The 13,438-nt window shown below is 64.5% G+C and carries 8 protein-coding genes; 2 read left to right on the forward strand and 6 right to left on the reverse strand.

The genetic code is table 11. The features are described from left to right. Positions 1-43 precede the first annotated feature (43 nt). Complete coding sequence (locus U1738_RS07905) at positions 44-490, forward strand: RNA polymerase sigma factor (protein ID WP_332788493.1); 447 nt, start codon at positions 44-46, stop codon at positions 488-490. Continuing rightward, on the forward strand, positions 487-1,485 hold the full coding sequence (locus U1738_RS07910; protein WP_332788494.1) for a FecR family protein: 999 nt from the start codon (positions 487-489) through the stop codon (positions 1,483-1,485). The genes U1738_RS07905 and U1738_RS07910 overlap by 4 nt, the downstream gene beginning before the upstream one ends. On the opposite strand, the gene U1738_RS07915 is transcribed toward U1738_RS07910, so the two are convergent. The 6 genes from U1738_RS07915 to U1738_RS07940 form a co-directional block, all read right to left on the reverse strand. Next, positions 1,475-3,949, reverse strand: a complete 2,475-nt coding sequence (locus tag U1738_RS07915; protein WP_332788495.1) for a TonB-dependent receptor — start codon at positions 3,947-3,949, stop codon at positions 1,475-1,477. The two genes, U1738_RS07910 and U1738_RS07915, sit on opposite strands and share 11 nt — an antisense overlap. 221 nt (positions 3,950-4,170) lie before the next feature. Beyond that, on the reverse strand, positions 4,171-4,326 hold the full coding sequence (locus U1738_RS07920) for a hypothetical protein (protein ID WP_332788496.1): 156 nt from the start codon (positions 4,324-4,326) through the stop codon (positions 4,171-4,173). Positions 4,327-4,497: 171 nt separating this feature from the next. Continuing rightward, positions 4,498-6,309, reverse strand: coding sequence for a methyl-accepting chemotaxis protein (locus tag U1738_RS07925; protein WP_332788497.1), 1,812 nt, complete (start codon positions 6,307-6,309; stop codon positions 4,498-4,500). Between the two features lie 55 nt (positions 6,310-6,364). Then, entirely contained in the window at positions 6,365-7,402 is a 1,038-nt protein-coding gene (locus tag U1738_RS07930) for a DUF2332 domain-containing protein (RefSeq protein ID WP_332788498.1), read from the reverse strand. Between the two features lie 177 nt (positions 7,403-7,579). Further along, entirely contained in the window at positions 7,580-9,994 is a 2,415-nt protein-coding gene (locus U1738_RS07935; protein ID WP_332788499.1) for a TonB-dependent receptor domain-containing protein, read from the reverse strand. Positions 9,995-10,259: 265 nt separating this feature from the next. Further along, positions 10,260-12,767 carry a TonB-dependent receptor domain-containing protein gene (locus U1738_RS07940; protein WP_332788500.1) on the reverse strand — a complete coding sequence of 836 codons (2,508 nt, stop codon included), beginning with the start codon at positions 12,765-12,767 and terminating at the stop codon, positions 10,260-10,262. Between the last annotated feature and the right edge of the window lie 671 nt (positions 12,768-13,438).

Raw genomic sequence — 13,438 nt, forward strand, 5'->3', positions numbered from 1 at the left:
TACCCGCTCCACGCCTCCTGTCGCGACCGATTTCCTGCCCGGCTTGCGGGCCTGGTTCGCGCGCCGCGCGCCGCCGTCCGACGTCGAGGATCTGGTTCAGGATGTGATGCTCAGAATGCAGACCCGGGCATCGGGCGATCCGATCGATCATCTGCAGGGCTATCTGTTCCGCGTGGCGGCCGCCGTGCTGGCCGATCATGGTCGACGCGGCCTGGTGCGACAGCGCGATGCGCATGTCGAAATGACCGATCTTCATCATCCGGTTGAGGTATTGACGCCGGAGCGCGTCTTGGAGGGTAAGGAAAAGATCGCGCGGCTCGTCGCCGGTCTGGAATCCTTGGGGGACCGGACGCGGGAGGTGTTCGTGCTCAACCGGTTCGAGGGGATGTCCTATGGCGAAGTCGCGGCGACGCTTGGCATTTCGGTCAGTGCGGTCGAAAAGCATATCATGAAGGCGTTGCGCCATCTTGTCTCACTGGGGCTGCCATGATGGACTTGCATGACGACACGCCCGAGGGGATGGCCGCAGCCTGGTATACGCGGCTGCGCTCCGGCGAGATGACCGCGGCAGAGCATCTGGAGCTGGCGAACTGGCGGCTGGCCGGGCCGGCCAATGCCGCCGCCTGGGCGCAGGTCGAGAGCATCTGGCAGGCGATGGATACGATCGGCGACGCACCGGCGGTGCTGGCGATGCGCGCGGCGGCCCGCGCGCCGATGCCGGACCACCGGTCGATCCGCTGGGGTCGCTATGCCGGCGTTGCCGCCACGGCCGGCTTGGTCGTCGCGATTTCGGCGACGCTTTTGCCCCGGCTGGCGCCGCCCGCGACGGAGATCGCCTATGCGCAACCGCGCGAGATCATCACCTCGGCCGGCCAGCGGAGCCATGTCGCACTGCCCGATGGCTCGATGCTCATCGTCGCTCCGCAAAGCCGGGTGCGGCTCGGGCCATGGGATAGCGAGCGACGCGTGACCCTGCTGCAAGGCGAGGCGCATTTCGACGTAGCGCACGCGCCGCGACGATTCGTCATCCATGCAGCCGGTGCGAGCGTGACGGCGATCGGCACCGCCTTCACGGTTGCGCGCGACGGCACGAACGTACGCACCGTGCTGGAACGCGGGCGCATTCGCGTCTCGGCCGACGGGGGACAGAATGAAAGCGTGTTCGTCGATCCCGGCCATGCCGTCACGATCGCCAATGGCCGGATCGTCGGCACCAAGGCGGTCGATGCCGATGAAGAGGGCAGCTGGACGCACGGCGAACTGGTCTTCGCGGGCGCCCCGCTGGCCGAGGCCGTGGCACGATACAATCGCTACGCCGCGCGGCCGATCCGCATCCTGGGGTCCGGCGTTGCAAAGATGCCCATTACCGGCCGTTTCCGCATCGGCGGCAAAAGCGGTTTCGTGGACATGATCTCAGCTGCCGGAATCGTGCGTGTGGTGCGGGACGATCCACAAGGAATCGTGTTGGCCGCGCCTAAAAAGTGATCCGCATTCGTCCGCCGATCGTGCGTGGTGCGCCGTAGATTGCGGTTGCGGTGGTGATCGCCGGCGTCACCACACCGCCGCCGATCATGTATGTGCGGTCGAACAGGTTGCGGACGAACAGCCCCAGATCGACCCGCGTCCCGCCGATCGCGCTCCAGTCCGCATCCATATCCACCAGCATGTAGGACGGTTGCACGGTGAAGGGATCTTCGCGCCGGCCAGAGAAATAGGTTCGGCCCTGCGCGCGCAAAACCGCGCCGATATGTGGATTGCCCAGCCGCCGCGCGACGGGCAGGCGGTAGCGTGCGGAGATGATCGCGGTCCAGCGCGGAGTGTAGGAAAAGACGTTGGAAACGGGATCGTCGCCGAGCAACGGTCGCAGCACCGGTGCGACGTCGAACGCGCTGTAGCGTGCGTCGGTGATCGTACCTGCGAGGCCGATCCGCGATCCATCGCGCTCGATCTCCGCGCTCGCCTCGACCCCCGATATGCGCGCCCGTGCCGCATTGACGACGAGGGAGACGGGATCGTTCTCGGCATCGCCGTCGCCATCCATTCCGGTCGAGGGCACCAGCGTCCGCTGGATATTGCGATAGCGGCCCGCATAGATATCGATCGCGGCGGACCCGCGCCATCCGTCGATGCGCCATTGCCGCTTTGCGCCGATCTCAAGATCGTCGAGGGTTTCCGGCCGGAAGGTCTGATATTGTGCCAGCGCGGGTCCAAGCGCGGGGACGTTGAAGCCGGCGGGACGATACGCGCGGCGTGTGACGACATAGAGCAAGGTATCGCCGTCACGACGGTCCAGACCCAGCGTCCAGGAGGGCGCGCCTGCGCGAACGTTGCCGCGCGTCCCGCCCTGCGCTGCGCAGGCCGCGGCGCTTCGCACCGTCTCCGACGCACGCACGATGCCGCATCCGCTGATCCAGTCCCAGCCATAACGCGCGCCCAGCGTCAGACGCAGCTTTGGCGTCATGGGCACGTGCACCTCACCATAAGCGGCCAGGTTGACGATCCGCTCGTAACGCGCTCTGTAAACTGGTGCGACGCCCGGCCGGAGCAGATTGTAGGTGATCGTCGTGTTGTCGCCGACCGGCCGGCTGTCGGAAGCGAACAAACCACCGACCCAGTCGATTGCGGAAATGGTTTGCCCCCGCATCTGCACTTCGGCGGTCAACTGGCGTCGCGATACCCGTTCGGTAACGTCGAGGATCGGTAATGGCGTACCGTCTTGGTCCTGCTGCGTTTCGATCCGGGTCGATCGATAGCCGAGGATCAGCCGCCCCATCCGTGAGCGGTCCCCGATCTCGGTCGTGCTGGACAACCCCGCGATCGCGCGATGCGCGCGCGGCACGATGCCGGTGGCGGTGCGGCGGATGCCGCGCTGTTGCTGCTCGGCGAGCGCGTCGTCGATATCGCAGCCGGGCTGACCGCAATCGAAATAGGGCGCCGCCGCCGGCATACGCGCGCTGCCGCCGCCGGGAACGCCGGGGGCGGGATAGACGCCGATCAGGATGTCGGCCACGCCGTGTTCGTTGGCGTTGAGCCAGTCGACCATCATCGTCTGCGTCACGGTCGCGGAAGGCGTGGCGACCAATATGGCCCGCGCGGCATCGCTATGCACATCGTCCAGCCCGACCTGCTGTGCGGTATCGCGTACCAGCCCCGACCGCCGGCTGATCTGCCCCGCCACCCGGATCGCGACGTCCGGCCCGAGCGGGCCGGTCATCGCGCCCTCGAGCGTCACCAAACCATGGTCGCCCAGGGTCGTATCCGCATAGCCGCCCAATGTCTGCGACGGCCTTTCCGGCGTGAGCAGGATCGCGCCCGCCGTGGTATTCCGTCCGAACAGGGTGCCCTGCGGCCCGCGCAGCACCTGCACGCCGGCCATGTCGAACACCGGCAGCAACCCGCCTTCGTTGGGCAGCGGCACTTCGGCCAGGTAGGTCACCACCGGCAGGCGCAGCGTGTCGCCGACCGCCCGGCGCTGCCCGCGCAGAACGAACAGCGGCGTCGTGCCGCTCGTCTGGCTCGTCACGATCAGGCCGGGAACCGTGCCCGACAGGTCGTCCAATCGGCGGACCTGCGCGGTGCGAAGATCCGCGGCACCAAGCGCGCCGATCGAAACCGGCGCGGATCCGGCGCGCTCGTCGATCCGCCCCGCTTGTACGACGATGTCACCCGCCGGAATGACGGGGTCAGGCTGTCGCGGTCGATCGGGCGGCGGGCGCACGAGCATGAAGCGGCGGGGGCCGAGTTCGACGACCGTCAGTCCGAAGGCGCGGGCAAGGCTTGCGACCGCGGCCCGAGGAGACAGGTTCGAGCGCAACGAGAAATGTGTGGGATGCCTGACCGGCGGATCCCGCACCAGAATTTCCACGCCAGCGCTACGCCCGACGGCGGCGATCGACGCGGTGATGCTCGCGGCCTCCTGCCGCGCCGCGACGGGTTCGGCGAAGAGCAACGCTACGGCGAAACACGATGGAGCAAGATTCCGCCATGTGTTCGCCCATCCGATCGCCATATGCCGTCAGCATATCAGGCCCGATCGCTATTTCCAGTTCATGCTGCGGTGCATGATTGCGACCGCAACGCTAGGCGAGCAACGAGAAAGAGTTGCCGAAATTGTGGAGCAGCACCGGCAGGAGCAGGCCTCCGGTCCGCACAGCGGCGGGTTGCTTGGACTCAGGCCGGACCTTTAGCCTTGATTTCGCGCTTTGCTCTCACCGTGAACGATCGGTGCAGGTCGTATTCGGCATACGGGGCCAACAGCGCCTTGATCGCGGCATAGGCCAGCAAGCACCAGCCGATCATTTTCACAGTGTCACCCATGCCGGTCATCCATCTTCGTCCGAAGATCAAACGATTCTGGCACTCGAAAACCTCACCGCGATCGTAACGAAATTTTAACCTCCATGATCGCGGCGGCGGGCTTTCGTGCTGGCCGCCGATCGACACGCCGCCAGTTTCGCGCAAACTGGCCCGCAAGGATGCCCGAACGCCGGGTTCGCCTCAGCCGTGATAGGCCAGTTCGCCGGCCGCCGCTTCGCGCGCAGGGGCGCTATATTGCGACGTTCGCCTGGGCGTTGCCCGATTGCCGCCGGTGCCGACGACGAAGCGGCTGGAGCGTTCCGACAGCCGGCCGACTTCCGACACCAGATTGCGCGCGGCGGCCGAGGTTTCCTCGACCATCGCCGCATTCTGCTGGGTCGATCGATCCATCGTGCCGATCGCGGCGGAGATTTCGGTGATCGCGGCGGACTGCGCCTGATTGTCGCTCGCCATCCGCGCGACGAGGCGGTGGACCTCGCCGACATCGTCGGAGATCGTGACCAGTGCATCGTCCACCTTGTGGACCGCATCGACGGCGGTGACGATATCCGCCTGCGTCACGGTCAACTGGTCGCGCGCCGTCTTGGCCTCTTCCTCGGCGCGCATCGCCAAGGCCGACACGAGATCCGCGACGACCGCGAAGCCGCGCCCGGCCTCGCCCGCGCGGCCCGCCTCGACCGCGGCGTTCATGGCCAGGACGCGCGTCTGGAACGCAATTTTGTCGAGACCTTCGATCACCGCATCGATGCCCTTGGCGCTTCCGGACACCCGCCCCATCGCCTGCACCGCCTTATCCGCCACGTCCCGCCCGCCGCTGACGATCGTCAGTGCCTGATCGGTGCGCTCCGCCGTCTGGGCGGCGGCCGTGGCGCTGGTCCGCAGACGACCGTCCATCTGCGTCACCGATGCGGCGGTCTGCTCCAGGCTGGCCGCATTGCTTTCGGTGCGTCGCGCGAGATCCTCGGACGCCTGGGCGATCTCGTTCGATCCGGTGCGGATCGTGGTCGCACTGTCACCGACCGCCGCGATGAGCGTGCGCAGATTGCCCAGCGCCTCGTTGAAATTGTTCTTCAGTGCCGCATAATCCGCCGGGAAATCGATCGAGATGGTCGCCGTAAGATCGCCCGCCGACAGAGTTGCGAGCTGTTCGCTGAGGGTTTCCACCACCAGCTTCTGTTCGGTATCCGAGCGCGCCTTGTGGGCGTCGCCCGCCTGCTTGTTACGGGCCGCATCCTGGAACACGACGACGGCGCGCGCCATGTCGCCAAGCTCATCGCGACGTACAACATCGGGCACGGGGAGATCGTTACGCCCGGCGGCAAGCTCGGCCATCGATTTGGTCAAGCGCGTGATCGGTCGTGCGATCACCTTGCTCAGCAGCACGGCCAGCCCCGTCGCCAGGCCGATCAGCGCCAGGCCGCCGATGATCAGCGCGGTCATCGCGGTGGCGATCGCCTTGTCCTGGCGCGCGGAATTGGCGTCGATATGCTTGGTTTCGGTCGCACGAATTTCGCGCAGGGGGATCGCGACCTTGCTGACCAGCACCTTGTCGCCAGCCGCGCGCACTTCCGCCTGGGCCTCGTCACGCCCGCCGTCGCGCACAAGCTCGATCAGCCGATCGCCCCAATTCTTCCGCCATGCCAGGGTTTCGCTGCGCGACTGGGCGACAAGCGCGCGGCGCGCGGGATCGGTCAGCAACTCTTCCAGCTCGACCGATGTCTTGTCGTATTCGTCGCGCGCCTCGTTGTAGGACTTCAGATACGTCGCGTCCGATGTCACCAGAAAACCGCGGAACTGGCTGTTCTGGCGCAGCATCGACGTTTCCAGCGTCAGCGCCTTGGCGAAGATCGACTGGCTGAGGTTGTTCTCCTCGGTCGATTGCCGGATCTGGCTGATGTTCGTGAAGAACACCAACATCATGATCGCCGCCGCCGCGCTGACGGCGATGAAGGAAAGACCCAGCTTTCGCGGGATGCTGAGAGCGGTCAACATGGCCATAAGCTCCGGGTAAGATTGGCGTTCGAGGCAGGGGTTGGTCGTGACGAATTCATGCGCCGATCCAGTCGATCCAGGCGGCATAGGCATGGCAGCGGGCGAGATCGCGCTTGCGGCCATCGGGCCAGCTCGTCATCTGGAGCATCACGTCGGTGCGATCGGCGTTCCATTCGAATTGGATCCACACCAGGGGGCGCTTCACACTGGCTTGTTCGGCGGCGGCATGGATCGCGCTCGCCACCCGCGCCCGATCATCGGCGTGGAGATATTGCAGCACCATCGAATGGAATACGACGCGGCAGACGCCCTCGTCCTGCAGACTAAGCAGCTGCCGTTCGATCCAGTCCGCCGCATTGTCCCGATCGATCTGCGGCGGATGATCGCGGGCGATCGTCAGCGCACGGTCCAGACGCTCGGCGCGTTCCGGCTGGTCCGCCCAGACATAGGCCAGCAACCGTTCGCGCGTCGCCACATCGGCGGGATCGAGCGGATCGATATCGACACCCCGCGCAGACACCATTTCGATCGTCGCGGGGCGGATCGCCGGCCCGGTCCAGTCCGGCGAAAGCCGCACCGTGGAATTGGAGGGCCCGATGGCAGCCCCGCCCAGATCGTAAGCGTAGCGCGCGAGATTGAGGTTGAGGCCGGCGCTCGACCCGAGTTCGAGAAGTTCGAACGGCAGGCCGTGATCGGCGTGAGCCACCAGCAGCGCGGCGACGATCGCCGCCGACCGCCCGACTTCGTTGGTCTGCGGCGTGCGTTGCATCCACGTCGCGATGAAATCGTCTTCCTGCGCCAGCGCCGCCGCGATCGGGCCATCGAAATCACCCTCTTTGCGGGCGTAGAGAATGCCGAGCGCCGGCACGACACCACGCCGTGCCAGCGCATGCAGCGCGCCGTTGAAGCGCATCGCCATCGCCGCACGTGCGGGGTCGCTTGGCCAGTTCGCGATCATGTGGCGAGTCGCCGGCGCGTGGAACAACTGACGCTGCCCCGCCTCCAGCACCCGGGCCACGAACGGCGACCCAAGCTTGCGGGCCACCGACGCCTGACGGACCAGTTCCGCTTCATTGATGTGCGAACACATCATTGCGGTGCGGCCCGCCCCGTCCAGAGCTTTTCGTGCGTTGTCATCGTTGCATCGCCATTCCAAGCTGTCGAGCGCGCCAGAATCCGCAACGTGTCGGACATCGGAACGCTATCATTCAATGCATTATAGGAGCGGGGCGTGCCCCCCGGGCACGCCCCACCGGCATACGTCTGCGGATCAGAAATCGAACCGCATCGACGCCGATATGGTGCGGCCGGTCAGCGCCCTAACGTTGGCGATCCCGCTCGCCGGGATCGATGCGTTGCTGACCTCGTTGATCGCAAAAGTGTCGAACAGGTTGTTGGCATAGACGGACAGCAACAGGCGTTCCGCCGGCCGGAACTGCACGAACGCGTTGGTCGTGACATAGCCCGGCATCTTGAGCAGGTTGCTGTCCTGCGCATAGCTGCCGGTCGTGCCGATGAACACCGCGCCGATGCTGAAGCGATCGGTTATGACCTGCGGCGTCGCCTGGAAGATCAGATTCGCCTGACGGCGCGGTACATCGCCGACGAACGCCGGATTATTGGCATCGGCGGTGATTTTCGCCTTGGTGTACGTCGCGCTGGCGGTCAGGCCGAAGATGCCGCGACGAACGCCGCCCTCGAACTCCGCACCGATCGCGCGATAATCGCGCGAGATCCGTGTGGCGCTCACCGGATCCCAATTGGTATCGTGCACCTTGGCCCAGAAGCCGGTGAGGTTCAGCGTCAGCCCCGCCGTGCGATATTTGGCGCCCACTTCTGCCTGGCGGGCAGGATCATAGGCTGCACTGGGAGCGGTCAGCTTCCCGCTGGTCGTGTCGATGATCGGCGTGAACAGAATGCGATCCGCATTGGCGCGGTGGCCGAGGCTGTAGCGCCCGAACAGCGAAAACTCCTCCGCCATGCGGTAATTCACGCCCGCCGAATACGAGAGGTATTTATAGTCGTAATCGACCAGCCCCGGCGACGTGAGCGGCGTTATGGTGACCTTCGTCTCCGCGATCGAGATACGACCATCGCCGTTGATGTCGAACGACGTGGCACCTACGCGGCCGCCACCCAGATCGGAACCGTAAAGCGTGCCGTTCACGGAGCCGAAATCGTAGCGCAGGCTGCCGCCGATCGCGATCTTGCCGATGTGATAGTTGATCGAGGCGAACGGCGCGTTGGTGCTGTAATCGAGCTGCGTGCGCCGCCGGAAGCCACCGGGTGCCAGATACAGATTGTAGGTCAGGGCACCATTCTGCGTCACCGCCTGCCCGGCGGCGTTGGTGATGTTGATCAGCGCGGAATTGCCGTCACTGCCCACTTCCCGCACCAGACTGGTCCATAGCTGGTCCTTGCCGACCGTCTGGCGCGATGCGTAGAAGCCGACCGTGGTGGTGAGATCGCCGCCGCCGACGTTCCAGGTCCGGCTGGCCCGGATATCGTTGGTGACATAGTCGAGATTGATCGGAATATCCTCGACGGACATGATGGCCAGCAATCCGTTGCCGTTCAGCGCCGCCGGATCGGTGATCGCGGCACCGGCCCGTGGACCATTGGCATAGGACAAGGTCGCACCGGCACCGCCATAATTCGTCGTCGCCGTCGATGCGGGCAGATATGTCTGATTGATCCCGGCGATGAATCGTCCACCGATATCGGCGTAACGGAATTTTTCGATCACTGTCCAGCCGGCCAGATCCACCTGCGCCTCGACGCCGAACGACTTTACGATCGCGTGCTGCCCCTCGCGCACGTCGGCGGTGGTGGGATTATTGTCGCGACCCAGCAGGGCGACTGACTGAATATAGCGCGAATTCTGCGTATCCTTGCTCGGGTCCAGACCAGCAAAGGCCGAATAGCTGGGGTCGCCGTTGGTGCCGCTGACCCTGACCGGAACATAATCGTAATAAGGCGAGCGATCGTCGAGATACTTGCCGTAGAGGCGGATATAGCCGCCATCGAACGTCTTGGTGATGTTGACCTTGAGCTGGCCGCCCTTCTGCGCGTCATAGCCGGCGCTGCGCGGGCCTTCGCCCTGGCGATAGAAGCCGCCGACATGCATCCGCAGGCTGTCGCTCAGGCGCAGGCCGTAATCGAAATCGGCACGATACTGGCCGAAATTCAGGCCGCTGGTCAGCGCCACCGCGCCACCCTCCGTCTCGCCGGTCTTCGAGATGAAGTTGATGATGCCGCCCGGCGAGTTCGACGCGAAGGTCGATGCCGATCCGCCGCGAATGATATCGACCCGCTGCAGATTGATATCCGCGCGCAGGAACATGTCCGCGCCGAGATAGGCCAGATCGCCGAACTCCAGCACCGGCAGGCCGTCTTCCTGCAACTGCACGAACTTGGCACCCGACGAGGCGATCGGGAGGCCACGGATCGAGATGTTGGCATTGCCCTCCCCGGCTCCTGCTTCCGAACGGACGCCCGGGATGTCGCGCATCAACTCGCCGATCGACAATGGTGCCAGCTTGGCGATGTCGGCCTCGCGCAGCGAACTGGTCGAGGTCGCGCTGTCCAGGCGATCGCGGCCCTTGGCGACGCCGGTGGTGACGGTGTCGGAATCCTTTGGCGATGGCGCAGCCTGAGCGTCCGCATCGACCGGGTGCGGTACCATGAGTGCGTCGCTTGCATGTGCCTGACCGGCGAATGTCGCGCACAGCCCAACACCCAGTAATGCTGCTACTTTTTTCATAAATTCCCCCGGTGAATATGTATTGCGCACCTGGCGACGTGCCCTTCAGGGCATGTGTTGCGCGATCACATTATAGGCGGTTTGCACCGACCTCTGTCGGAACGTCCCGGATATCCGCGAAGTGACGATGCCTTCGATCAGGCCGATCAGCCTGGACGCCGGCAGGTGGCGTCCAGACCGGTGCGCGTCAAAAATCGAACCGTGTTGTCAACGATACGGTTCGTCCGGTCAGCACCCGCGCGCCGACGATTCCATTTGCCGGGATCGTCGCGCTGTCGGTGCCGGTGATGGCGAGCTTGTCGAACACATTGTTGGCGTTCAGCGAGAGCAGCAAACGGTCCATCGGCCGGAACTGCACGAACGCGTTGGTCGTGACATAGCCCGGCATCTTCAGCAGGTTGCTATCCTGCGTGTAACTGCCGGTGGTGCCGATGAACACCGCGCCCACACTGAAGCGATCGGTCGTGATCTGCGGCGTGGCCTGGAAGATCAGGTTCGCCTGATGGCGCGGCACGTTGCCGACATTGGCCGGAGTGTTGACGTCCTCGACGATCTTGGCCTTGGTATAGGTCGCACCGGCGTTCAGGGCGAAGATGCCCCGGTGGATGCCGCCTTCGAACTCCATGCCGATCGCGCGATACACGCGCTGGATCGGCGTGGCGTTCGCGACTTCCAGGTTGGTATCCTGCGCCTTGGCCCAGAATCCGGTCAGGTTCAGGGTCAGGCCGAACTGGCGAAATTTCGCGCCGATCTCGGCCTGCCTGACCGGATCGTACGCCGTATTGGCGAACCGCAGGCTGCCGTCCGTGGTGCTGAGCAGCGGCGTCAGCAGAACGCGGTCGGCAACGCCGCGCGCACCGCGGCTGTAGCGGCCGAAGACCGAAAAGGGTTCGGCGATGCGATAGTTCACGCTGGCGGAGTAAGAGAGGTATTTATAGTCGTAATCGACCGGTGCTGGCGAGGTGAGCGGCGTGATGCCGACCTTCGTCTCGGCGATCGAGATGATGCCGTCGCCGTTGATGTCGCGTGAGGTGGTGCCGACGCGGCCGCCACCCAAGTCGAACCCATAGACCGAACCCCGCGCGGTGCCGAAATCGTACCGCAGGCTGCCGCCGATCGCGATCTTGCCGATCTGGTAATTGACCGATCCAAACGGTGCGTTGACGCCGTAATCGACATTGATGCGCCGCCGGATCCGGCCGGGTACGAAGGCGATGTTATAGGACACGATACCGTTCTGGGTCACCGGCTGGCCGGCGGCATTGGTGATGTTGACCAGCGCCGCGCTGCCGTCGCCGCGCACTTCCATCAACTGCGTCGTCCACAGCAGATCGACATCGTCCGACTGCCGCGACGCATAGAAACCGACCGTGGTGGTCAGATCGCCTCCGCCGATGGCCCAGGTCCGGCTCGCCCGGATGTCGTTGGTGACGTTGTCGAGGCTGGTGATCGGCTTGTCCTGGAAGGGGATCGCCGCCAGCAGACCATTGCCGTTCAACGTCGTCGGGCTGGTGATCGCGGTGCCGGCCTGCGGACCATTGGCATAGCTCAAGGTCGCGCCGGGGCCGCCGAAGAACAACGCTGCGGTCGCGGCCGGGAAGAAGGTGGGGTTGACCGTGCCCATGAACCGCCCGCCGATGTCGGAGAAGCGGAACTTGTCGGTGACCGTCCAGCCGCCGAGAGTGACTTGCGCCTCGACGCCGAACGATTTCATGATCGCGTGCTGCCCTTCGCGCACATCGTCGGTGGTGACGTTGTTGTTGCGGTCAAGCAGCGTGACCGACTGAGCATAGCGCGACAGCGTCACGTCCTTGGTCGGATCGAATCCTGCGACGGCCGCGTATTGCGGATCGCCGTTCGTTCCCGTGACGCGGAGCGGGACGGTCTCGTAAAACGGCGAACGATCGTCGAGATATTTGCCGTAGAGGCGGATATAGCCGCCGGGGAATGTCTTGGTGATGTTGGCCTTGATCTGGCCACCGCGCATGGCATTGAAGCCTGCCCGGCGCGGACCTTCGCCCTGATGATAGAAGCCACCGATATGCATCCGCAGCGTATCGCTCAGGTGCAGGCCGTAATCGAAATCGGCGCGATACAGATCATAATCCAGGCCCGATGTCAGCGCGAACGCGCCCCCTTCGGTCTCGCCGGTCTTCGAGATGAAGTTGATGATGCCGCCCGGCGAATTCGATGCGAAGGTGGAGGCCGATCCGCCACGGATGGCATCGACCTGCTGAAGGTTGAGATCGGCGCGCAGGAACATGTCGGCGGTGGTGAAGGACATATCGCCGAATTCGAGCACGGGCAGGCCGTCCTCCTGCAACTGCACGAACTTGGCCCCCGCCGTGGCGAGCGGCAGGCCGCGGATCGTGATGTTGGCGTTGCCCGCACCGGCATGTGCTTCGGAACGGACGCCCGGAATGTTGCGCATCAGCTCGCCGATCGACAGCGGTGCCATCTTGGCGATCTCCGCCTCGCGCAGCGAACTGGTCGAGGTCGCACTGTCCAGGCGATCGCGGCCCTTGGCGACGCCGGTGGTGACGGTGTCGGAATCCTTGGCCCCGGCCCGGTGCGACGCGCCGGCATCTGCATCGACGGCAACCGGCGCATCGACGGCCACCGTCATCGTTTCCGCCATCGCTGGCGTTATTAGGCACAAGGGCGCGATTGCCGCGCTAAGAAAATAAAGCTTCATCGATACCCCCAATATCCATCCCCGCCTGCGCAGATGCGCGGTCGTCGAGGCAATGATAGGATCGGTTTCGGCGGCGCGGTTGATGACATCGGATTTTTGCAGTAACAGCAAGTATTCGGGAGCAACCGAAAGATGAAACATCGGACGCCGTGCCGCGCCGTGCCTATCGAGGGTCGCAGATCATGGCGCGAATTTTGGCCATGCGATGTTAACAATTTTCGACCGGCGAAGCGATATTCGTGAGATCGTCCGGGCGATGCTGCCCTAATCGTCGTCCTCGCGCTCAATCCGTACCTGGTCTTCTCGCCGTGCTCTTGGCCGCAGTGCCGTTCATAACGTCCGAGACGCTCGACACGCTTTAGCACGTCGAGCAATCGTGCGGCGTCGACGAGCCGATCGGACGCTTGGCGATACCAGCGAAAAGCTCGAGAACCCAGCGCGCCTTTATACGGTCGCGGGCGAACGTCCCTCGCGCTCCATCGTTCGAGTATATTCCTCGGTTACCAAGCTAAAGTTTGTCTGGGCGGCCAAATGTACCGTTAGCCAGCGCTGGCGTTTTTCCTCAACCGAACCATGTCGGGTGTTTCCGGAAGTATCGGGCAATATAATCCGGGTATCTGGCAATGGTTTCAAGGGGCTGCAAAGATCAATCGCGGAGTTGGCCCTTTCAG

It is taken from the genome of Parasphingomonas caseinilytica (genome assembly GCF_036663755.1).
Lineage (GTDB): Bacteria > Pseudomonadota > Alphaproteobacteria > Sphingomonadales > Sphingomonadaceae > Sphingomonas.

Bases quoted from the DNA above. Each gene is read 5' to 3' on its own strand.
- U1738_RS07910 (WP_332788494.1), top strand. From the start codon at position 487: ATGATGGACTTGCATGACGACACGCCCGAGGGGATGGCCGCAGCCTGG.
- U1738_RS07920 (WP_332788496.1), bottom strand. From the start codon at position 4,326: ATGACCGGCATGGGTGACACTGTGAAAATGATCGGCTGGTGCTTGCTG.
- U1738_RS07925 (WP_332788497.1), bottom strand. From the start codon at position 6,309: ATGTTGACCGCTCTCAGCATCCCGCGAAAGCTGGGTCTTTCCTTCATC.
- U1738_RS07930 (WP_332788498.1), bottom strand. From the start codon at position 7,402: ATGATGTGTTCGCACATCAATGAAGCGGAACTGGTCCGTCAGGCGTCG.
- U1738_RS07935 (WP_332788499.1), bottom strand. From the start codon at position 9,994: ATGGTACCGCACCCGGTCGATGCGGACGCTCAGGCTGCGCCATCGCCA.
- U1738_RS07940 (WP_332788500.1), bottom strand. From the start codon at position 12,767: ATGAAGCTTTATTTTCTTAGCGCGGCAATCGCGCCCTTGTGCCTAATA.